Raw genomic sequence first — 21,135 nt, 5'->3', positions numbered from 1 at the left:
CAGCGCACCCCGCACGGGTACCCGGCGCCCCGCGCCGCGCACCGGCACCCGCGGCCCCGCGCCCCGCACCGGTGACCGGCCTCCCGCACCGGCGGGCCCCCCCCCCCCCCCCCCCCCCCCCCCCCCCCCGCGGGCCCCCCCCCCCCCCCCCCCCCCCCCCCCCCGCCCTCATGCGTTCTCCCGAGCCGTCAGCGCCGCGGCACCGGCTCCCCGCTCGCCCCGTCGATCACCGGCCGCGCGCCGAGCGGGCCGTCCAGCGGCACCGTCTTCGTGACCTCCACCGCCATGGCGACGCACACCCGGTCGGGATCGGCCGGTGCCTCCGCCACCCGGACCGTGACGCGCTCCGCCGTCTGCCCCGCCGTGACCGTGTACGTGCTGCACACCCCGCCCCAGAAGGTGACCGTCAGCTTCCGGCCACTCTCGTCCGTGCGGTACGACTCGACCTGCCGGACCGGCGCCGTGCCCTCGGCCGGCGGTGACGGCGTCACCGGCGGTGCCAGGTACTGCGGGGCCACCGCCGTCTCCACCGCCGTGTACGGCGCCCCGTCAGCCGGGTCCGCGGTGAACAGCCACGCCGGTACGAGCACCCGCTCGCCCGCCACGTCCTGCGCGGCCAGACCGAACACCGCGCCCGTCACCGGGACCTGCGCCGGCGGCGCCATGTCCACGATCGACTGGCAGGGCGCGGCCGGCTGCTCCGCGGTGCCGCCCTCCTTCACCGCGCCGTCCGTGGCGGCCGGCGGGTCGGTCGCGCAGCCGCCGATGCCGACCGGGCCCGTGCCCTTCGACTTCTCGTTCAGCTCGGCGAGCGCCTTCGCCGCCCCGACCACCGGGTACGCGGCCCCCGCGGCCGGCTCCCCGAGCGTCCCGCTGCCGGCGACCGCCCGGCCGTCCGGCCCGATGTGCAGCCCCGTCGACCAGCCGTAGGTCGGCAGACCGCCGACCAGCGGATCGGCGTTGACCACCCGCACCGAGCCGTCCATGACCTGCGTCGCGGTCACCTTCGCGTCGTCCTGGCCGATCGCCTTCAGGACCGGGGCGGCCGCCGCCTTCGCCGCCGCCTCGCTCACCGGCGAACCGCCGCGCGGGGTCTTCGCCTCACCGGGCGGCGGGCAGGCCTTGCCCTTGAGGCAGGTGTCGCCGACCGGACCGCCGTCGTACCAGGAGTAGGTCCAGTTCCCCGGCGCCTTCCGCGCCACGTCCAGGCGGGGCCCCGAGCCGTCCTTCTCCGGACGGATCGTCCAGACCTCGCCCTCCAGGGCGGGGCTCCCGGAGACGCCCAGGGCTTCGGCCAGCCTGGTCACCTCCGCCGAAGTGACCAGGCCCCCGGGCCGGTGGACCGCGGCCGAGGAGGGCCCGTGGGGGAGTGGGCCCTTGGCTGTGTAGACGGTCCCGTTGGGGCCGCCACCGGGGTCGGGTTCACCCGGCGCGATCCCGGCACCGCCGCTGCCGCCCTCCAGGCGCAGGGGTGGCGGGGGGCCGGCCGCGTCCGCGGCACCGGCGCCCGCTCCGGCCGGAGTGGCCTCGCCGGACGCCGTGGTGGCCAGGTAGACCCCGCCCCCCCCGGCCAGCAGCACTCCCGCCGCCACCGAGGCGGCGAGGACGTTCCGTCGCCTCCGCACGTTCTCCGTACCGCTCACCGCAACGCTCCCTCGTCTCGATCGGACAGGGGTGGGACGGAGCGGAGGCGCGGACGGTTCCGTCCGTCAGCCGCCGTACTCGGCGGTGGCGTCGATCAGCCGCGCCGAGGCGGCCGGCACGACCACCCCGTGGATCAGCGCGGGGGAGACCGGTGCGGGCGCGGGGGAGACCGGGGCGACCCAGTGGGGGGCCATCCGAGCGCCGTCGCCGCGCAGCTGCGCGAGGCTGAGCTCGGACTCGTGTCGCTCGCGGGGAGCGGGGTAGGTGGTCATGGGCGCACCGTATGCACGGCACCACTCCGGAGAAAAGCCCTACTCTGGGGTAGTTTCCACTGTTCGGCAGCGCACCGGCCAACCGGTAGCGTGAACTGTCATCACCGCCTTCCCGCAGGAGCGCCCCACCGTGCGTATCGCAGTCACCGGCTCCATCGCCACCGACCACCTCATGACCTTCCCCGGCCGGTTCGCCGACCAGCTCGTGGCCGACCAGCTCCACACGGTGTCCCTGTCCTTCCTCGTGGACAACCTGGACGTGCGCCGGGGAGGCGTCGCCGCCAACATCTGCTTCGGCATGGGGCAGCTCGGCAGCCGCCCGGTCCTGGTCGGCGCCGCGGGCTTCGACTTCGACGAGTACCGCGCCTGGCTCGACCGGCACGGCGTCGACACCGGCTCGGTGCGCATCTCCGAGGTCCTGCACACCGCCCGCTTCGTCTGCACCACGGACAAGGACCACAACCAGATCGGCTCCTTCTACACGGGCGCGATGAGCGAGGCCCGCCAGATCGAGCTCAAGGCCGTCGCCGACCGCGTGGGCGGCCTCGACCTCGTCCTCATCGGCGCCGACGACCCCGAGGCGATGCTCCGGCACACCGAGGAGTGCAAGGCCCGGGAGATCCCCTTCGCCGCCGACTTCTCGCAGCAGATCGCGCGCATGGACGGCGAGGAGATCCGCACCCTCCTGGACGGCGCCACCTACCTCTTCTCCAACGAGTACGAGAAGGGCCTCATCGAGTCCAAGACCGGCTGGACCGACGCCGAGATCCTCTCCCGCGTCGGCCACCGGATCACCACGCTCGGCTCGCGCGGCGTCCGCATCGAGCGCGTCGGCGAGACCCCCATCGAGGTCGCCTGCCCCGAGGAGAACGCCAAGGTCGACCCGACCGGCGTCGGCGACGCCTTCCGCGCCGGCTTCCTCACCGGGCTCTCCTGGGGCGTCGGGCTCGAGAGCGCGGCGCAGCTCGGGTGCATGCTCGCGACGCTCGTCATCGAGACGCTGGGCACGCAGGAGTACACGCTCGCGCGCGCCAACTTCATGGACCGCTTCACCAAGGCGTACGGCGACGACGCCGCCGCCACCCTCCGCCCCCACCTCACCGCCTGACCCCCCGCCCCTCGCGGGGCCTCGCCCCCTGGGCGCCGCCCACCCCCGCTCCGCGGACCCCACCCCACCCGTTGTGACCTGCGCCCCGCCCCGTCGTGGCATTCGTCCCGCCGAGCGGCGCCCACCCCCGTGCCTCCGCCCACCCCGTTGTGGGCAATCGTTCCGCTGGGGCGGAACGGGTGGGCACAACGGACGGCGCCCTTTGCCGGGCCCAGGCTTCCGCGCCCGAACCCGCACCATGTCGTGCGACGCCGTACCGGTGCGGGCTCAGGCACAAGGGGCGGAGGCGCCGCCAAGGGCGCCGTCCCGTGTGCCCACCCGTCCCGCCCAGCGGGACGATTGCCCACACGGCAGCGGGCGAGGGGCCACACGGCGGTGGGTGCGGCCCACACGGCGGTGGGGCGACGACCCAAGCGGGTGCCGGGTCTCGCGGCAGGGCGCAGCTCACGGCGCGTGCGCGGCCCCCACGGCGGTAGGGGCCCCCAGGGCGGGCGCGGCGACGACCCAAGCGAGCGCCGCCTCTCACGACAGAGGCATGGCTCACGGCGCGTGCGCGGGCCCCACGGCGGCCGCGGCCCACGCGACGGTGGGCGGGCCGAAGGCCCACACGGGGGCGGGCCCCCACACGGGTGCGGGCCCCACATGGGAGGCGCGGCGGGCCCCGGCCCACACGGGGGCGCGGGCCGGCTCACGCGGCAGTGGGAGCGGCAGCAGGGGGCGGGGCGCGGTGGGTGCGGGCCCGTAGGGGAGGCCGCCGGGGCGGGGGCCGGAGGGGCGTCAGGTTCGGCGGCGGACGACGTAGGCGGAGCCGCCAGGGGAGGAGGAGGTCTCTCCCACGTACTCCTGCCCCCGCATCTCGCACCACGCCGGAATGTCGAGCCGAGCGGCCGCGTCGTCCGCGAGGACGGTCACCGTGCCGCCCACGGGGACGTCGCCGATGACCTTGGCGAGCTCGATGACGGGGATGGGGCAGCGCCGGCCGAGCGCGTCGACGACGAGGGATCCGGAGTCGGCCGGGGGCGCGACCGGAGGGGCGGCGGGGGCGCCGAGGCGTTCGCGGACGCCCGCGACGACGCCGGGCAGGACGTCGAGGAAACGGTCGACGTCCTCGGCGGTGGTGCCGACGGGGAGGGACACCCGGACGTTGCCCTCGCTCAGGACGCCCATCGCGCGCAGGACATGGCTGGGCGTCAGGGTGGAGCTCGTACAGGACGAACCGGATGAAACGGAGAAACCCTCCCGGTCCAGTTCGTGCAGCAGCGTTTCTCCGTCGACGTAGAGACAGGAGAAGGTGACGAGATGGGGGAGCCGGCGCGCCGGGTCGCCCACCACCTCCACGTCCGGCACCAGCTCCGGCACCCGTGCCCGGATCCGGTCCACCAGGGCCCGCAGGCGGGCGCCCTCGGCCGCCGCCTCGGCCCGGACCGCCCGCAGGGAGGCGGCCGCGGCGACGATCGCCGGAAGGTTCTCGAAGCCGGGGGCCCGCCCCGACTCCCGCTCGTCGGACGGTCCTTGCGGTGCGAAGCGGACGCCCTTGCGTACGGCCAGCAGCCCCACGCCCGCGGGGCCGCCCCACTTGTGCGCGCTGGCCGCGAGGAGCGACCAGCCGCCCTCCACCGGCCCCCAGGCGAGGGACTGGGCGGCGTCCACGAGCAGCGGCACGCCCGCAGCGCGGCAGGCCTCGGCCGCTTCCGCCACCGGCTGTTCGGTTCCCACCTCGTGGTTGGCCGACTGGAGGCAGGCGAGGGCGGTGGCGGAGTCGAGCGCGGCGGCGAAGACGGCCGGGTTCACCGCCCCGGACCGGTCCACCGGCACCTCGGTCACCGTGCCGCCCGCCGCCGCGTGGACCTCGCCGGCGTGCAGGACGGAGGAGTGTTCGACGGCCGAGACCACGAGCCGGTCCCCGACCCGCCGGCGCCCCGCGAGCGCGCCGGAGATCCCCGCGTGAACCGCGCGCGTCCCCGAAGGAGTGAACACGAGCTCGTCCGGGCGACACCCCACGGCCTCCGCCGCGGCCTCCCTCGCCGCGTCCAGCAGCAGCCGTGCCCGCCGGCCCTCCCGGTAGAGCCGGGCCGGGTCGGCCCACCCCTCGTCCAAGGAGGCGAGCAGTGCCTGGCGGGCGACGGGGTGCAGCGGAGCGGCGGACGCGGCATCGAAGTACGGCATCCGTCCACGGTAGGTCCTCCCCCCCACACGCCCCACGCCCACCCACGCCGGACCCGCCCCTCCCCGCAGCCACCCACGCCCCCACGCCCCCACGCCCCCACGCCCCGCCCACCCGGCCCCGCCGACTCCCACGCCCTCCCGGCCCACGCCCACCCACGCCGGACCCGCCCCTCCCCACCGACTCCCACGCCCCTCCCCCCGGCCCCACCGACTCCCACGCCCCCGCTCCCACGCCGCACGCCCACTACCTCCCACCCCGGGCGCCCCGGGCACCCCGGGCACCCCGCCCCCCACCCCACCCCCGCCCCCGACCCCTGCCGCGCTCCCCCTCCCGCCGCGGGTGAGTTCCCGTCAGGAGGGGGGTGCGGGGCGTCGGCAGACGGCCGGACGGGGGTGTGCGACACGCCTGCGGAAGGCTGGAGTCCACCCCTTCGGGGGCTCGGACGGCGCGTTGGGCACCCTCCCCGCGCGACCCCAAATAGCGTCCAGTAGGGTTTGGTCCGCATAAACATCCAAACCCCTGCCCGCGGCCGGGGCGGCGACCGACCAGCGAGACGGACGGCCGTGGCCGACCACTGCGGGCCGAGACTCTCGGGAAGGCGCTACGTGAGTCCCAACGGCTCCGACCGCTCGTCGCGGCGCCCGATGCGGCGGAAGCTGCCGCAGGTGCTGACTGCGGGCCTGATCCTGGCGACAGCCACGGGCTGCTCGTACAACTGGGAAGACTTCCCTCGCCTTGGCATGCCCACCCCTGTGACGGAAGAGGCGCCTCGGATCCTCTCCCTGTGGCAGGGTTCCTGGGCCGCCGCGCTCATCACCGGAATCCTGGTGTGGGGCCTGATCCTCTGGTCCGTCATCTTCCACCGGCGGACCCGGACCAAGGTCGAGGTACCTCCGCAGACCCGTTACAACATGCCCATCGAGGCGCTGTACACGGTCACCCCGCTCATCATCGTCTCGGTGCTCTTCTACTTCACCGCGCGCGACGAGTCGAAGCTCCTCGAGCTCACCCCGAAGCCGCCTCACACGGTCAACGTGGTCGGCTACCAGTGGAGCTGGGGCTTCAACTACATCGAGAACGTGCCCGGTGTCGAGGGTGACGCCAAGACGGACAAGAACCTCGCCTCGATTCCGGACAAGTTCCTCGCGGACTTCCCGGAGAAGGCGGGCGGCGTCTACGACGCCGGTATCCCCGGCGACCGGAACCCGCAGACCGGGAACCCGGGTCCGACCCTGTGGCTGCCGAAGGGCGAGAAGGTCCGGTTCGTCCTGACCTCGCGTGACGTCATCCACTCCTTCTGGGTGGTCCCCTTCCTCATGAAGCAGGACGTCATCCCGGGTCACACCAACTCCTTCGAGGTGACCCCGACGCAGGAAGGCACCTTCCTCGGCAAGTGCGCCGAGCTGTGCGGTGTCGACCACTCCCGGATGCTCTTCAACGTCAAGGTGGTCTCCCCGGAGCGCTACCAGCAGCACCTGAAGGAGCTGGCCGAGAAGGGGCAGACCGGCTACATCCCGTCTGGCATCGAGCAGACGGACCCGGCCAGGAATGCGGAGAAGAACCAACTGTGAGCATCCACAACGAAACCCAGGGTGCCGCCGCAGCTGAGGACTCGTACGAGAACGAGCTGCCCGTACGGCGCAAGCAGCCCGGCAACGTGGTCATCAAGTGGCTGACCACCACTGACCACAAGACGATCGGGACGATGTACCTGGTCACGTCGTTCGCGTTCTTCTGCGTCGGCGGCCTCATGGCGCTCTTCATGCGCGCCGAGCTGGCCCGTCCGGGTACGCAGATCATGTCGAACGAGCAGTTCAACCAGGCGTTCACGATGCACGGCACGATCATGCTGCTGATGTTCGCGACGCCGCTGTTCGCCGGATTCGCGAACTGGATCATGCCGCTGCAGATCGGCGCGCCCGACGTGGCGTTCCCGCGGCTGAACATGTTCGCGTACTGGCTGTACCTCTTCGGCTCGATCATCGCGGTGGCCGGCTTCCTCACCCCGCAGGGTGCGGCCGACTTCGGCTGGTTCGCCTACTCCCCGCTGTCGGACGCGGTCCGCTCGCCGGGTGTCGGCGCCGACATGTGGATCATGGGTCTGGCCTTCTCCGGCTTCGGCACGATCCTCGGTTCGGTCAACTTCATCACCACGATCATCTGCATGCGCGCTCCGGGCATGACGATGTTCCGCATGCCGATCTTCACCTGGAACGTGCTGCTGACCGGTGTCCTGGTCCTGCTCGCCTTCCCGGTGCTGGCGGCCGCGCTGTTCGCCCTGGAGGCGGACCGCAAGTTCGGTGCCCACGTCTTCGACGCGGCCAACGGCGGAGCGCTGCTCTGGCAACACCTCTTCTGGTTCTTCGGACACCCAGAGGTGTACATCATCGCGCTGCCCTTCTTCGGCATCGTCTCCGAGATCATCCCGGTCTTCAGCCGCAAGCCGATGTTCGGCTACATCGGTCTGGTGGCCGCGACGATCGCGATCGCGGGTCTGTCCGTGACCGTGTGGGCGCACCACATGTACGTCACCGGTGGCGTGCTCCTCCCGTTCTTCTCCTTCATGACGTTCCTCATCGCCGTACCGACCGGCGTGAAGTTCTTCAACTGGATCGGAACGATGTGGAAGGGCTCGTTGTCCTTCGAGACACCGATGCTCTGGACGATCGGCTTCCTGATCACCTTCACCTTCGGTGGTCTGACCGGTGTCATCCTGGCCTCGCCGCCGATGGACTTCCACGTCTCCGACTCGTACTTCGTCGTCGCGCACTTCCACTACGTCGTCTTCGGCACCGTGGTCTTCGCGATGTTCGCCGGCTTCCACTTCTGGTGGCCGAAGTTCACGGGCAAGATGCTGGACGAGCGGCTCGGCAAGATGACGTTCTGGACGCTGTTCATCGGCTTCCACGGCACGTTCCTGGTCCAGCACTGGCTGGGTGCCGAGGGCATGCCGCGTCGTTACGCGGACTACCTCGACGCCGACGGCTTCACCGCGCTGAACACGATCTCGACGATCTCCTCCTTCCTGCTCGGCCTGTCGATCCTTCCCTTCATGTACAACGTCTGGAAGACCGCCAAGTACGGCAAGAAGATCGAGGTCGACGACCCGTGGGGCTACGGCCGCTCGCTCGAGTGGGCGACGTCCTGCCCGCCGCCGCGGCACAACTTCCTCACCCTGCCGCGGATCCGTTCGGAATCCCCGGCGTTCGACCTGCACCACCCTGAGATCACCGCTGTCGACCAGCTCGAGAACAAGCCGCACGAGGCCGCGGCCCTCACGGGCAGCAAGGAGGCCGGCAAGTGAAGATCCAGGGCAAGATGTTCATCTGGCTGAGCGTCTTCATCCTTGCCATGGCGATCCTCTACGGCGTCTGGTCCAAGGAGCCGGTCGGCACGACGGCGCTCTTCCTGGCCTTCGGCCTGTCCATCATGATCGGCTACTACCTGGCCTTCACGGCCAAGCGTGTCGACGCGATGGCGCAGGACGACAAGGAGGCCGACGTCGCGGACGAGGCCGGCGAGGTGGGCTTCTTCGCCCCCCACAGCTGGCAGCCGCTCTCGCTGGCCGTCGGTGGTGCGCTCGCCTTCCTCGCCGTCGCGATGGGCTGGTGGATCCTGTACTTCTCCGCCCCGCTGATCCTCGTCGGCATCTTCGGCTGGGTCTTCGAGTTCTACCGCGGTGAGAACCAGAACCAGTAGCGTTACCCCGCTCCGCACCGGAGCACACCGAGGGGCCCGGACACTTCGTCACCGAAGTGGCCGGGCCCCTCTTTTGCAGCACTCGACGCGCTGGTCGTGAGGATTGTCCTTAGCGTGAAGTCATGAACGACACGCCGCGCATTCGGACTGTTCTGAGCTGCACTCTTCTGGCCGTCACCGTCACCGCAGCCGCCACGGCGTGCGCGGGCTCCGACGGCCATCCGCTGTCGGCGAAGGCCTACGACGCGGCGGACCAGCTCGCGGTCAACGCCCCCGCCGACGGAGCCAAGGCGGACCCCGAGAAGCCCCTGGAGATCACCGCCAAGGGCGACGGCGGCCGGATCACCGACGTCACCGCCACCGACGAGTCGGGACGCCACCTCGCGGGCGAACTCACCGCGGACGGGCAGCGCTGGCGCTCCACGGCCGCCCTCGCGGCCGGCGCCCGCTACACCGTCCGGGTGGCCACGGAGGACGACGACGGCGCCCCAGGCGCCCGTACGTTCACTTTCGAGACGGCCCCGGCCAAACAGGCCCTCACCGCGACCTTCGGGCCGGAGGCGGGTACCTACGGCGTCGGGCAGCCCATCACGGCCGACCTCAGCCTCCCCGTCAAGGACCGGGCCGCCCGCGCGGTCGTCGAACGGGCCCTGAAGGTCCGCTCCACGCCCTTCGTCGAGGGCGCCTGGTACTGGGTGGACGACAAGAAACTGCACTTCCGCCCGAAGGAGTACTGGCCCGCCGGCGCCCTCGTCACGGTCACCGGCAACCTGGACGGCCTCAAGGTCGGCGACAAGCTCTACGGCGGCGCGTCCAAACCCCTGAAGCTCACCATCGGCGACCACATAGAAGCCGTGGCCGACGCCGGGTCGCACCAGATGACGGTGAAGCGCAACGGAGAAGTGATCAATACCATTCCGGTGACCACCGGCAAACCGGGCTTCTCTACCCGAAACGGCATCAAGGTCATCCTCGGCAAGGAGTACTACGTCCGCATGCGGGGCACCAGCATCGGCATCTCCGAGGGCAGCTCGGAGTCGTACGACCTGCCGGTCTACTACGCCACCCGGGTCACCTGGAGCGGTGAGTACGTCCACGCCGCGCCCTGGTCGGTCGGCTCGCAGGGCGTGGCGAACGTCAGCCACGGCTGTGTCGGCATGTCGACCGGGAACGCGGCCTGGTTCTACGAGACCGTCCGCCCCGGCGACATCGTCCGCGTCGTCAACAGCATCGGCAAGACGATGGACACCTTCGGCAACGGCTTCGGCGACTGGAACCTGTCCTGGGACAAGTGGCGCGAGGGCAGCGCCCTGGTGGAGGCCGCCGGAAGCCCGGTCGCCCCCACCGAGAAGGCCCGCCTACGCCCGTCGCTCTGACCGGCTCACGCGGCGATGCGCCGACCGGCTCACACGATGACGTCCTGATCGGCTCGCGCGACGATGCTCCGACCGGCTCAGGCGTCGATCGACAGGCGGGAGCGCAGCAGGGCCGCCAGGGACGCCGCGAACTCCACCGGTTCCACCGGAAGGGTGACCGCGGCGTCCGCGCGGCTCCAGGTGGCCAGCCAGGCGTCCTGCGGGCGCCCGATCAGCAGCAGCACCGGCGGGCACCGGAAGACCTCGTCCTTGATCTGCCGGCAGACGCCCATGCCGCCCGCGGGCGCGGCCTCGCCGTCGAGGACGCACACGTCGATGCCGCCCTCCTCCAGGCGCTTGAGCACGGCGGGGAGCGTCGCGCACTCCACGAACTCGACCGGGGGAACGTCGGCCGCCGGCCTGCGCCCGGCCGCGAGGCGTACCTGCTCGCGGGTGTTCGCGTCGTCGCTGTAGAGCAGGACCGTGGCACTCGACTGCATCGTTCCTCCGCGTGGAAGTCCGTGGGATGGTCGTCGATCGATGCGCCGGATGCTACTCCGCTCCACACCTCGTCAACACCCGTTCAACATCTGTTCGAAGGGCGCCCGGGGGCGCTTCCACTGGGCCGTTCGGGCTGGACACACGCCTCGGACACTCCGAACGGCACCCCCCGGAGTGAGGGCGGGATAAGCGACCGACATAATGTCGGTCGTGGCGACAGTAACGACAGTAGAAACAGGGCACGCGCACCCGTCGGTCAATCGACCGAACCTCACCAGCGTCGGAACCATCATCTGGTTGAGTTCCGAGCTGATGTTCTTCGCGGCCCTCTTCGCGATGTACTTCACCCTGCGATCGGTGACGGGTGCCGAGTTCTGGGCGGAACAGGCTTCGGCCTTGAACTTCCCGTTCTCGGCGACCAACACCACGATCCTGGTGCTCTCCTCTCTCACCTGCCAGCTCGGCGTCTTCGCCGCCGAGCGGGGTGACGTGAAGAAGCTCCGGACGTGGTTCATCATCACGTTCGTGATGGGTTCGATCTTCATCGGCGGCCAGGTCTTCGAGTACACCGAGCTGGTGAAGCACGAGGGCCTCTCGCTCTCGTCGGACCCGTACGGCTCCGTGTTCTACCTGACCACCGGCTTCCACGGCCTGCACGTGACGGGCGGTCTCATCGCCTTCCTGCTGGTCCTGGGCCGGACGTACGCCGCCAAGAGGTTCACTCACGAGCAGGCAACCGCCGCCATCGTCGTGTCCTACTACTGGCACTTCGTCGATGTCGTCTGGATCGGCCTCTTCGCCACGATCTACATGATCAAGTAATCGGTCCCGCCGACACGGCGGACCGAGACATCCAGCAAGCATCGACGCAGAAGATCCTGACACCGGGGTAATCCGTGAAAAAGCTCTCCGCACGACGACGCCATCCGCTGGCGGCGGTCGTCGTCCTACTTCTCGCGCTGGCGGCCACTGGGGGGCTGTACGCCGCGTTCGCGCCCGCGGGCACGGCGAAGGCCGATGAAACCGCCCAGTCCCTCGCCATCGAGGAGGGCAAGAAGCTCTACTCCGTCGGCTGCGCCAGCTGCCACGGAACCGGCGGTCAGGGCACCTCTGACGGCCCGTCCCTCGTCGGCGTCGGCTCCGCCGCGGTCGACTTCCAGGTCGGCACGGGCCGCATGCCGGCCCAGCAGCCGGGCGCCCAGGTCCCGAAGAAGAAGGTCATCTACTCGCAGGCTGAGATCGATCAGCTCGCGGCGTACGTCGCCTCTCTCGGTGCCGGCCCGATCACGCCGACCGAGGGCCAGTACAGCCCTGAGGGTGCCGACATCGCCAAGGGTGGCGAGCTGTTCCGCACCAACTGTGCCCAGTGCCACAACTTCACCGGTGAGGGTGGCGCGCTGACCTACGGCAAGTACGCCCCGAACCTCGAAGGCGTGAGCCCGAAGCACCTCTACGAGGCCATGCAGACCGGCCCGCAGAACATGCCCTCCTTCCCGGACACCACCATGCCGGAGAAGGAGAAGAAGGACATCATCGCGTACGTCCAGGCCGTCAACAGCGACGAGGCCGACAACCCGGGCGGTCTCAAGCTCGGTGGCCTCGGCCCCGTCAGCGAGGGTCTGTTCGCCTGGGTCTTCGGTCTGGGTGCGCTGATCGCAGTTGCCATCTGGGTCGCGGCCCACACCGCTAAGGCCAAGAAGTCATGAGTAGCCAAGAGATTCCAGAAGAGAACCTGCCGGCAGGGCAGGACACCGCGCACGGCGCGGTGAAGGTCGCCGACGACCCGTTCGCCGACCCGGGCCTCCCGCCCCACAAGCCCCGCATCCAGGACATCGACGAGCGTGCCGCCCGTCGGTCCGAGCGCGCGGTCGCCTTCATGTTCACGCTGTCGATGCTGGCCACCATCGGCTTCATCGCCTCGTACGTGATCTTCCCGGTCGACCAGATCGTGTACATCTGGCCGTTCGGCCGGGTGTCCGCGCTCAACTTCGCCCTGGGCTGGACCCTCGGTCTCGCTCTCTTCTTCATCGGCGCGGGCGCGGTCCACTGGGCCCGCACCCTGATGTCCGACGTCGAGATCGCGGACGAGCGGCACCCGATCCAGGCCGACCCGGAGACCAAGGCGAAGGTCATGGCGGACTTCGCGGCCGGTGCCGCCGAGTCGGGCATGGGCCGTCGCAAGCTCATCCGCAACACGATGTTCGGCGCGCTGTCGCTCGTCCCGCTCTCCGGCCTCGTGCTGCTGCGTGACATGGGCCCGCTGCCCGAGAAGAAGCTCCGGACCACCATGTGGGCCAAGGGTCTTCAGCTCATCAACATGAACACCAACGAGCCGCTGCGTCCCGAGGACGTCGCCGTCGGCTCGCTGACGTTCGCGATGCCCGAGGGCCTCTCGGAGCACGACCACGACTTCCAGGTCGAGATCGCCAAGGCCGCCCTGATGATCGTCCGGATCCAGCCGGAGGACATCAAGGACAAGCGCGAGCTCGAGTGGTCGCACGAGGGCATCGTCGCCTTCTCGAAGATCTGCACCCACGTGGGCTGCCCGATCTCCCTGTACGAGCAGCAGACGCACCACGTGCTCTGCCCGTGCCACCAGTCCACCTTCGACCTCTCCGACGGCGCCCGCGTCATCTTCGGCCCGGCCGGTCACGCCCTTCCGCAGCTGCGGATCGGCGTGAACGACAAGGGCTTCCTGGAGGCGCTCGGCGACTTCGACGAGCCCGTCGGTCCTGCCTTCTGGGAGCGCGGATGAGCACCGTGACCGAATCCAAGAAAGCACCCGCCGGTGAGCGGGTCGCCGACTGGGCCGACGGCCGCCTGGGGATCTACACGCTGGCCAAGGCCAACATGCGGAAGATCTTCCCGGACCACTGGTCCTTCATGCTGGGCGAGATCTGCCTCTACAGCTTCCTCATCATCATCCTGACGGGCGTCTACCTGACGTTGTTCTTCCACCCGTCGATGAACGAGGTGGAGTACGTCGGACCGTACGTCCCGCTGCAGGGACAGCTGATGTCCGAGGCGTTCAACTCGACGATGCACATCTCGTTCGAGGTCCGCGGTGGTCTGCTCATCCGGCAGATCCACCACTGGGCGGCGCTGATCTTCCTCGCCGGCATGTTCGTGCACATGATGCGCGTCTTCTTCACCGGCGCGTTCCGCAAGCCGCGTGAGATCAACTGGCTGTTCGGCTTCCTGCTGTTCTTCCTGGGCATGTTCACCGGCTTCACCGGTTACTCGCTCCCGGACGACCTGCTCTCCGGCACCGGTGTCCGCTTCATGCAGGGCGCGATCCTGTCCGTGCCGGTCATCGGCACGTACCTGTCGATGTTCCTGTTCGGCGGCGAGTTCCCCGGCGGCGACTTCGTGGCCCGGTTCTACTCGGCCCACGTGCTGCTGCTGCCCGGCATCATGCTCGGCCTCGTGGTGGCCCACCTCATCCTGGTGTTCTTCCACAAGCACACGCAGTTCGCCGGCCCCGGCCGCACGAACAAGAACGTCGTGGGCATGCCGCTGCTGCCGGTCTACATGGCCAAGGCCGGAGGCTTCTTCTTCCTGGTCTTCGGTGTCATCGCGGTCATCGCGGCGATCGCCTCGATCAACCCGATCTGGGCCCTCGGCCCGTACCGCCCGGACCAGGTGTCCACCGGCGCCCAGCCCGACTGGTACATGGGCTTCGCCGAGGGTCTGATCCGTGTCATGCCGGGCTGGGAGATCAACCTCTGGGGCCACACGCTGGTCCTGGGCGTGATGATCCCGCTGGCGATCTTCCCGGCGGTCCTGGCCGCGATCGCGGTCTACCCGTTCATCGAGTCCTGGATCACCGGCGACAAGCGCGAGCACCACATCGCGCAGCGCCCGCGCAACGCTCCGACGCGCACCGCCTTCGGTGTCGCCTGGATCACCGCGTACATGATCATGCTCGTGGGTGGTGGAAACGACCTCTGGGCGACCCACTTCCACCTGTCGCTGAACTCGATCACCTGGTTCGTCCGGATCTTCTTCTTCCTCGGCCCGGTCATCGCGTTCATCGTCACCAAGCGGATCTGCCTCGGCCTCCAGCGCCGCGACAAGGACAAGGTGCTGCACGGCCGCGAGTCCGGCATCATCAAGCGCCTGCCGCACGGTGAGTTCGTCGAGGTCCACGAGCCGCTCAGCCAGGGCGAGCTGCACCGCCTCACCGCGCACGAGCAGTACGACGCCGCGGAGCTTCCGCCGGCCGTCGACGAGAACGGCGTGGAGCGCAAGGTCGGCGCCATGGAGAAGCTCCGGGTCAAGCTCAACAAGGGCTACTACGGCGGCGACAGCCAGATCGCCAAGCCGACGGTCGAGGAGTACAAGGAGATCCAGAGCGGCCACGGCCACCACTGATCACCTTGACCTCCTGACTTCCTGAGAGTCGCCACGGCGAGAGCCCCGTCCATTCGATGGACGGGGCTCTTTGCCGTCCCGCCGGCTCGATAGGGTGGGACCGCATCCGTCACGATCACCAGGAGCTGCCATGAGCGCTGCGACCCCCGCTGGAGGACCTACGTCGGCGGGCCGCTCCTGGCCCGTCCTGCTGAACGGCCTGCTCGACGGCAAGGACCTCTCAGCCGACGACACGGCCTGGGCGATGGACCTGATCATGAGCGGTGAGGCGACCGACGCCCAGATCGCCGGCTTCATGGTGGCGCTGCGCGCCAAGGGCGAGACCGTGCAGGAGATCGCCGGTCTCGTACGGACCATGTACGCGCACGCCAACGTGATCGAGGTGCCGGGTCCGGCCGTCGACATCGTCGGCACCGGCGGCGACGGCGCCAAGACGGTGAACATCTCCACGATGGCGTCGATCGTGGTCGCCGGCACCGGGACGAAGGTCGTCAAGCACGGCAACCGCGCCGCGTCCTCCGCCTCCGGCTCCTCCGACGTCCTGGAGAAGCTCGGCATCAACCTGAACCTCACCCCGCAGCGGGTCGCCGAGGTCGCCGAGGAAGCCGGCATCACCATCTGCTTCGCGGTGAGGTTCCACCCGTCGCTGCGGCACGTCGCCGCGGCGCGCGGCCAGTTGGGCATCCGGACGACCTTCAACGTGCTCGGCCCGCTGACCAACCCGGCCAAGGTGCGCGCCCAGGCCGTCGGGGTCGCCGACCCGCGCATGGCGCCGATCGTCGCCGGCGTCCTCGCCGACCGCGGCAACTCCGCCCTGGTCTTCCGCGGCGACGACGGCCTGGACGAGCTGACCACCACCGCCACTTCCCGGGTCTGGGTGGTCGGGAACGGCACCGTCACCGAGGAGCGCTTCGACCCGCGGGACGTCGGCATCGACCTCGTCCCCCTGGAGGCGCTGCGCGGCGCGGACGCCTCCTACAACGCCGACGTGGCACGGCGGCTGCTGGCGGGGGAGACGGGTCCGGTCCGGGACGCGGTGCTGCTCAACGCGGCGGCGGCGCTGACCGCCCTGGAGCCCGGCACGGGAAGCCTGGCGGAGCAGCTGTCCGCGGGCATGGCGAAGGCGGCCGAGTCGATCGACTCCGGCGCGGCCCGCCGGAGCCTGGAGCGGTGGATCGCCGCCAGCAACGCCTGACCCCTCTTCGGCCGTACGACCCCGGTCCGTCATGCGGACCGGGGTCTTGCGCATCGGCGATCATGTGGCAGGATGCTTCTCAGGTCACGAGTGACAGCGTTTAGGCCCCGGCTTGCTGTCCGGCAACCCTCCGTCCGTGGCGGGGTGCCCCGGGTGATGACCAGGCCGTAGGCAGCGAGGTCTACGGCAAGCGCGGACCCCTCGAACACCAGGGGTCCTGGTCTCTCGAGGAGCGTTTTCCGTGAGCAAGCGAATGCGATAGGGCGACTCCGCCCCTTCTTCACCCTCGGAGCAGGGCCTCTTCCGCGTACCCGTGTACCGGCGTACGCCCCCGCCGTCTCCGAGGCATCACCCGTACCCCGCCGCATCCGGCCGCGTACGGGATCCACCGAAGCCATTCCGCACCGCCCGCCGGGAGATTCCGCCATGTCCGCACGCCCGAACGCCGCCACCACCACCGTCGAGACCGCCGCCACCGAGAGCGCCGACCCCTGCTGCGCCGCCCCGCTGCCCGTCCTCGGCCGGGACGTCACCGTCCCGCTCGTCACCGGCGGCGAGGTGACCTACGCGGCGCTGGACTACGCGGCCAGCGCCCCGGCCCTCCAGCGGGTCTGGGACGACGTCGCCGCGTACGCCCCCTACTACGGCAGCGTCCACCGGGGCGCCGGATACCTCTCGCAGCTCTCCACCGACCTCTTCGAGAACAGCCGCGTCACCGTCGCCGAGTTCCTGGACTGCCGCCCCGGCGACCAGGTCGTCTTCACCCGCTCCACCACCGACTCGCTCAACCTGCTCGCCGCCACGATCCCGGCCGGCTGCGAGGTCTTCGTCTTCGAGACCGAGCACCACGCCTCGCTGCTGCCCTGGCGCGACGCCCGCGTCACCTACCTCAACGCGCCGCGGACCCCGGAGCAGGCCGTCGCCACCCTGGAGCGCGCCCTCGCCGACCGCGACCCCCACGGCCCCGCCCTGGTCTGCGTCACCGGCGCCTCCAACGTCACCGGCGAGCTGTGGCCGGTGAAGGAGCTCGCCGCCGCCGCGCACGCCCACGGCGCCAGGATCGTCCTCGACGCCGCCCAGCTCGCGCCTCACCACCCGGTCTCCGTGCAGGAGTCGGACGTGGACTGGGTCGCCTTCTCCGGGCACAAGCTGTACGCGCCCTTCGGCTCCGGCGTCCTCGCCGGCCGCGCCGACTGGCTGCAGGACTCCGAGCCCTACCTCGCGGGCGGCGGCGCCTCCCGCAAGGTGGCCCGCCGGGCCGACGGTGGTGTGGACGTGGAGTGGCACACCACCGCGGCCCGGCACGAGGCCGGTTCGCCGAACGTCATCGGCGTCTACTCGATCGCCTCCGCCTGCAAGGCGCTCACCGAGGCCGGGTTCGACTCCCTCGTCGCCCGCGAGCAGCACCTGATCGACACGGTCCGCGCGGGCCTCGCCGAGGTGCCCGAGGTGCGCGTGCTCTCGCTCTTCGGTGACGACGCGCCCCGGGTCGGCGTCATCTCCTTCGTCGTGGAGGGCTGGAACAGCTCCCACTTCGCCGCCGCGCTCTCCGCCGAGTACGGCATCGGCGTCCGCGACGGTCTCTTCTGCGCCCACCCCCTGGTCCGGACCCTGCTCGGCAGCGACCCGCAGGACCCGGGCGAGTGCGGCGCCCCCGAGGCCGCGCCCGGCGAGCGCTCGCTGAACGCCATCCGGGTGAGCTTCGGTGCCGGTACGCCGGACGAGCACGTGGAGCGCTTCGTCGGCGCCGTGAAGGAGCTCGTCCGCGACGGCGCGCAGTGGAAGTACCGCACCGAGGACGGCCGCTGCGTCCCGGACCGCGGCTGATCGGTCACTCGTACGGGTGAAGGGGGCCTCCCCGCCGGGAGGCCCCCTTCGCGTGTCGCGCGGTCCCGGGTGTCAGGACTCCAGACCGATGGCGAAGGCCGCCTCCAGGTCGTGCTGGGAGTACGTGCGGAACGCCACGTGGGTGTCGGTGGCCTCGACGCCCGGGATCTTGCTGATGCGGCCGGGGATCACGTCCGCCAGGTCGTCGTGGCGGGGTACGCGGACCATGGCGATGAGGTCGTACGTGCCGGTCACCGAGAAGACCTCGCTGACGCTGTCGAGCGCGGCGATCGCCTCGGCGATCTCGGGGATGCGGTCCACGCTGGTCTTGATGAGCACGATCGCGGTGATCACGGCTGGCTTTCTCCCTCGGTCGCCGCGGCTGGAGCCTTCACTCTATCCCCACCCCGGTAGCACCCCCAGGCGTAGAGGAAGCCGACCGAGAAGCCCACGACGTGGGCCAGGTAGGCGACCCCGGGACCCGGTCCGGCCGCGCGCGCGGCGAGCCACTGGAGCACGAACCAGAAGATCAGCACGATCCAGGCGGGGAAGCGCAGCGGCAGGAAGAGGAGGAAGGGGAAGAGGCTGGTGACGCGGGCGCGCGGGAAGAGGAAGAGGAAGGCCCCGAGCACCCCGGAGATCGCCCCCGACGCCCCCACGAGGGTCTGCTCGCTGTCCGCGTGCGCCACCGCGTACCCGAGGAGCGCGAGGTAGCCGACGGCCAGGTAGAAGAGGGCGAACCCGGCGGCTCCCATGCGTTCCTCGGCCATCGCCCCGAAGACGTACAGGAACAGCATGTTGCCGAGCAGGTGGAGCCAGCTGCCGTGGACGAAGAGCGCGGTGAGGGGGGTGAGCAGGGCGTGCGGCTCGCCGGTCATCAGCTCGGCGGGGACGACGCCCCAGCGGCGGAAGTACGCCCCCTGCGCGGCCAGGAGCGTGTCACCGGTGCCGTACACCGGATTGACACCGGAGACGGGACTGACGACGAAGAGGAGACAGCAGGCGGCGATCAGTCCGTAGGTCACCGTGGGGCCCGTGCGCGCGCCCTGCCAGGCGCCGCGGGCCGCTCCTCGCCAATCGATCATGGACAGATCATCGCGTACCGGGGTCGAAGTGGACAGAGTGCCTCGCCGTGCCCCGGGGTACGGGCAAGGCCGTAGGGTTACGGGCACGACGACCGCAGTTCGACGGCGCACCGCGGCTCCCGCACCTGGTACCACGCAACAGGAAGAAGGACGGCACGATGACGACGGTTCCCCTGCCGACCGCCGAGACCCGCTGGCGCTGCACCCTCTGCGGCAACCTGACCCGCTTCGACGTGACGCGCTCCTCGAAGGTCGTCGAGTACGTCCATCTGGACCTCGCGGGCGATCCGACGGTCGAGGAGCGGCAGGTGGTCAGTGAGACCATCGAGTCGGTCCGCTGCCGCTGGTGCAACGCGGTGGACCAGATCGAACTGGTGGACAGGCCGGGCGCCGCCTCCTGAGGAGCGGCGCGGACGACATAGGGGTGACGGATCGTGGAGCAGCCCGCGCACGGTGGAGAGCCGGCCGGCGCGGCAGGTGACGCTGCCGAGACGCTCGACCACCCACTGCCGGAAGGCGTACGGCGGCGGGTCGTCGCGCTGGTGGCGGACGCCTTCGGCGGGCTGACCGTCGCGGAGCTCCCCGCCCCCCTGCGTCAGTACGCCCGCTTCACCGCCAGCCGGCGGGCGAAGTTCGCCGGCAACGCGATGGCGGCCGCCCTGGAGAGCGACCCGCTCTTCCGGCAGCGCATCGCCGAGCGGTTCAGGCAGGACCAGCCCGAGCTGGCCGGGGCGGTGGAGACCGGTACCCCGCCGGCCGCCGCCGACCCCGTCGACGTGGCCGCCGCCGCCTATGTGCTGCGCCCGTCCGGTTGGGTCAAGCTCGTGGCCGCCGCGGGCGAGGAGGCCCAGCGGGCCGACGCCGAGCGGGCCGACGAGGCCGGCCGGCGGGAGCTCGAGCGGCTCCGCGAGGAGCTCGCCGCCGCCCGGGACCGCTCGCGGAGCGAGACCGAGCAGCTGCGGCACGACCTGGAGGCGGCCCGCAGGGAAGCGGAATCGCTTCACCGCAAGCTGCGCAGCGCCCAGAGCGACGTGAAGCGCGGCGAGGCCGCGCTGCGGCGGGCCCAGGGCGAGATCGACGCCGTGCGCGCGGAGGGGGCGGCCCAGCTGTCCTCCGCCGAGAGCGAGACCCGGCGGCTCAAGGCGCGCCTCGGCGAGGTCGAGGCGGCCCTGGAAGCGAGCCGCCGGACGGCCCGTGAGGGGCGTTCGGTGGAGGACATGCGGCTGCGGCTGCTCCTGGACACCGTCCTCGACGCGGCCCAGGGGCTGCGCCGCGAACTCGCGCTGCCGCCCCTCTCGGTGCACCCGGCGGACACCGTGGACGCGGTGGAACCGGGGCGGATGTCCCCGAAGGACATCGCGGCGCGGGCCCTGTCCGAGACCGATCCGGCGCTGCTCGACCAGCTCCTCGCGCTGCCGCAGGCGCATCTGGTGGTCGACGGCTACAACGTCACCAAGACCGGTTACCCGACCATGCCGTTGGAGAAGCAGCGGCTTCGGCTGCTCGGCGGCCTCTCGGCCCTCGCCGCCCGTTCGGGCGCCGAGGTGACCTGTGTCTTCGACGGGGCGGAGCTGGCGGCACCGGTGCTGCTGGCGCCGCCGCGAGGGGTGCGGGTGCTGTTCTCCAAGCCCGGTGTCACGGCCGACGAGTTGATCCGTCAGCTGGTGCGGGCCGAGCCGCCGGGGCGCCCGGTCGTGGTGGTCTCCACCGACCGCGAGGTGGCCGACGGGGTCGCGAAGGCGGGTGCGCGGCCGGTGGCGTCCGTCTTGTTGCTGAAGCGGCTTTCGCGCCTCTCGTGACGCATCGCAACCCGTGGGCGCTATGCCCGAATTCTGGATGGCGGACCGTCAAGTCACCATCACTGCCCGTGCGGTGCGTGTAAACAAAGTGCTGCGTGAGCAATATTTT

The 21,135-nt window shown here is 70.9% G+C and carries 19 protein-coding genes and 1 riboswitch; of the genes, 13 read left to right on the top strand and 6 right to left on the bottom strand.

The annotated features are described in order from the left end of the window. Positions 1-188 precede the first annotated feature (188 nt). Together AC067A_RS16670 and AC067A_RS16665 are read right to left on the bottom strand one after the other, a co-directional pair. Entirely contained in the window at positions 189-1,643 is a 1,455-nt protein-coding gene (locus AC067A_RS16670) for a hypothetical protein (RefSeq protein ID WP_478620413.1), read from the bottom strand. Positions 1,644-1,709: 66 nt separating this feature from the next. Then, positions 1,710-1,916, bottom strand: a complete 207-nt coding sequence (locus AC067A_RS16665) for a hypothetical protein (protein ID WP_478620410.1) — start codon at positions 1,914-1,916, stop codon at positions 1,710-1,712. 130 nt (positions 1,917-2,046) lie between these two features. Between AC067A_RS16665 and AC067A_RS16660 the strand changes: the two genes are divergently transcribed. After that, positions 2,047-3,024: a carbohydrate kinase family protein gene (locus AC067A_RS16660; RefSeq protein ID WP_478620407.1), complete on the top strand. Its 978-nt coding sequence runs from the start codon at positions 2,047-2,049 to the stop codon at positions 3,022-3,024. 777 nt (positions 3,025-3,801) lie between these two features. On the opposite strand, the gene AC067A_RS16655 is transcribed toward AC067A_RS16660, so the two are convergent. Further along, positions 3,802-5,190, bottom strand: a complete 1,389-nt coding sequence (locus tag AC067A_RS16655; protein WP_478620404.1) for an aminotransferase class V-fold PLP-dependent enzyme — start codon at positions 5,188-5,190, stop codon at positions 3,802-3,804. A 606-nt stretch (positions 5,191-5,796) separates the two neighbouring features. On the opposite strand from AC067A_RS16655, the gene ctaC reads away from it, so the two are divergent. The 4 genes from ctaC (at position 5,797) to AC067A_RS16635 (ending at position 10,266) form a co-directional block, all read left to right on the top strand. Then, positions 5,797-6,762, top strand: a complete 966-nt coding sequence (gene ctaC, locus AC067A_RS16650; protein ID WP_478620402.1) for an aa3-type cytochrome oxidase subunit II — start codon at positions 5,797-5,799, stop codon at positions 6,760-6,762. Continuing rightward, on the top strand, positions 6,759-8,495 hold the full coding sequence (gene ctaD, locus AC067A_RS16645; RefSeq protein ID WP_478620399.1) for an aa3-type cytochrome oxidase subunit I: 1,737 nt from the start codon (positions 6,759-6,761) through the stop codon (positions 8,493-8,495). The genes ctaC and ctaD overlap by 4 nt, the downstream gene beginning before the upstream one ends. After that, entirely contained in the window at positions 8,492-8,890 is a 399-nt protein-coding gene (locus AC067A_RS16640; protein ID WP_478620396.1) for a cytochrome c oxidase subunit 4, read from the top strand. Before ctaD ends, AC067A_RS16640 begins: the two co-directional genes overlap by 4 nt. 122 nt (positions 8,891-9,012) lie before the next feature. Beyond that, positions 9,013-10,266, top strand: coding sequence for a L,D-transpeptidase (locus AC067A_RS16635; protein WP_478620393.1), 1,254 nt, complete (start codon positions 9,013-9,015; stop codon positions 10,264-10,266). Positions 10,267-10,343: 77 nt separating this feature from the next. On the opposite strand, the gene AC067A_RS16630 is transcribed toward AC067A_RS16635, so the two are convergent. Beyond that, on the bottom strand, positions 10,344-10,745 hold the full coding sequence (locus AC067A_RS16630) for a hypothetical protein (protein ID WP_478620391.1): 402 nt from the start codon (positions 10,743-10,745) through the stop codon (positions 10,344-10,346). Positions 10,746-10,947: 202 nt separating this feature from the next. On the opposite strand from AC067A_RS16630, the gene ctaE reads away from it, so the two are divergent. From ctaE to AC067A_RS16600, 6 genes are all read left to right on the top strand, one after another. Further along, entirely contained in the window at positions 10,948-11,568 is a 621-nt protein-coding gene (ctaE, locus tag AC067A_RS16625; RefSeq protein WP_366302417.1) for an aa3-type cytochrome oxidase subunit III, read from the top strand. Between the two features lie 74 nt (positions 11,569-11,642). Beyond that, positions 11,643-12,452: a cytochrome bc1 complex diheme cytochrome c subunit gene (gene qcrC, locus AC067A_RS16620; protein ID WP_033203298.1), complete on the top strand. Its 810-nt coding sequence runs from the start codon at positions 11,643-11,645 to the stop codon at positions 12,450-12,452. Then, positions 12,449-13,501, top strand: coding sequence for a cytochrome bc1 complex Rieske iron-sulfur subunit (gene qcrA, locus AC067A_RS16615; RefSeq protein WP_478620386.1), 1,053 nt, complete (start codon positions 12,449-12,451; stop codon positions 13,499-13,501). Before qcrC ends, qcrA begins: the two co-directional genes overlap by 4 nt. Then, positions 13,498-15,120 carry a cytochrome bc1 complex cytochrome b subunit gene (gene qcrB / locus AC067A_RS16610; protein ID WP_478620383.1) on the top strand — a complete coding sequence of 541 codons (1,623 nt, stop codon included), beginning with the start codon at positions 13,498-13,500 and terminating at the stop codon, positions 15,118-15,120. Before qcrA ends, qcrB begins: the two co-directional genes overlap by 4 nt. A 130-nt stretch (positions 15,121-15,250) precedes the next feature. Beyond that, on the top strand, positions 15,251-16,315 hold the full coding sequence (gene trpD / locus AC067A_RS16605; protein ID WP_478620381.1) for an anthranilate phosphoribosyltransferase: 1,065 nt from the start codon (positions 15,251-15,253) through the stop codon (positions 16,313-16,315). A gap of 82 nt (positions 16,316-16,397) precedes the next feature. Further along, positions 16,398-16,514, top strand: a riboswitch (SAM riboswitch). Positions 16,515-16,741: 227 nt separating this feature from the next. After that, positions 16,742-18,142, top strand: coding sequence for an aminotransferase class V-fold PLP-dependent enzyme (locus AC067A_RS16600; RefSeq protein WP_478620378.1), 1,401 nt, complete (start codon positions 16,742-16,744; stop codon positions 18,140-18,142). Between the two features lie 72 nt (positions 18,143-18,214). On the opposite strand, the gene AC067A_RS16595 is transcribed toward AC067A_RS16600, so the two are convergent. Both AC067A_RS16595 and AC067A_RS16590 read right to left on the bottom strand, forming a co-directional pair. After that, on the bottom strand, positions 18,215-18,496 hold the full coding sequence (locus tag AC067A_RS16595; RefSeq protein ID WP_189802211.1) for an Lrp/AsnC family transcriptional regulator: 282 nt from the start codon (positions 18,494-18,496) through the stop codon (positions 18,215-18,217). Beyond that, the gene (locus tag AC067A_RS16590; protein WP_478620373.1) at positions 18,493-19,227 is read right to left on the bottom strand and encodes a rhomboid family intramembrane serine protease; all 735 of its coding nucleotides are present in this window, start codon (positions 19,225-19,227) and stop codon (positions 18,493-18,495) included. Before AC067A_RS16590 ends, AC067A_RS16595 begins: the two co-directional genes overlap by 4 nt. Before the next feature lie 158 nt (positions 19,228-19,385). Between AC067A_RS16590 and AC067A_RS16585 the strand changes: the two genes are divergently transcribed. Both AC067A_RS16585 and AC067A_RS16580 read left to right on the top strand, forming a co-directional pair. Continuing rightward, on the top strand, positions 19,386-19,628 hold the full coding sequence (locus AC067A_RS16585; RefSeq protein ID WP_017238847.1) for a hypothetical protein: 243 nt from the start codon (positions 19,386-19,388) through the stop codon (positions 19,626-19,628). Between the two features lie 33 nt (positions 19,629-19,661). Continuing rightward, positions 19,662-21,026 (top strand): NYN domain-containing protein, encoded by a 1,365-nt coding sequence (locus AC067A_RS16580; RefSeq protein ID WP_478620370.1) that lies wholly within the window; start codon positions 19,662-19,664, stop codon positions 21,024-21,026. The last annotated feature ends 109 nt before the right edge of the window (positions 21,027-21,135 follow it).

It is taken from the genome of Streptomyces sp. NPDC043176 (genome assembly GCF_056436715.1).
Note: the sequence above shows the minus strand (reverse complement) of the source record. Positions and strands in the feature narration are given on the sequence as shown.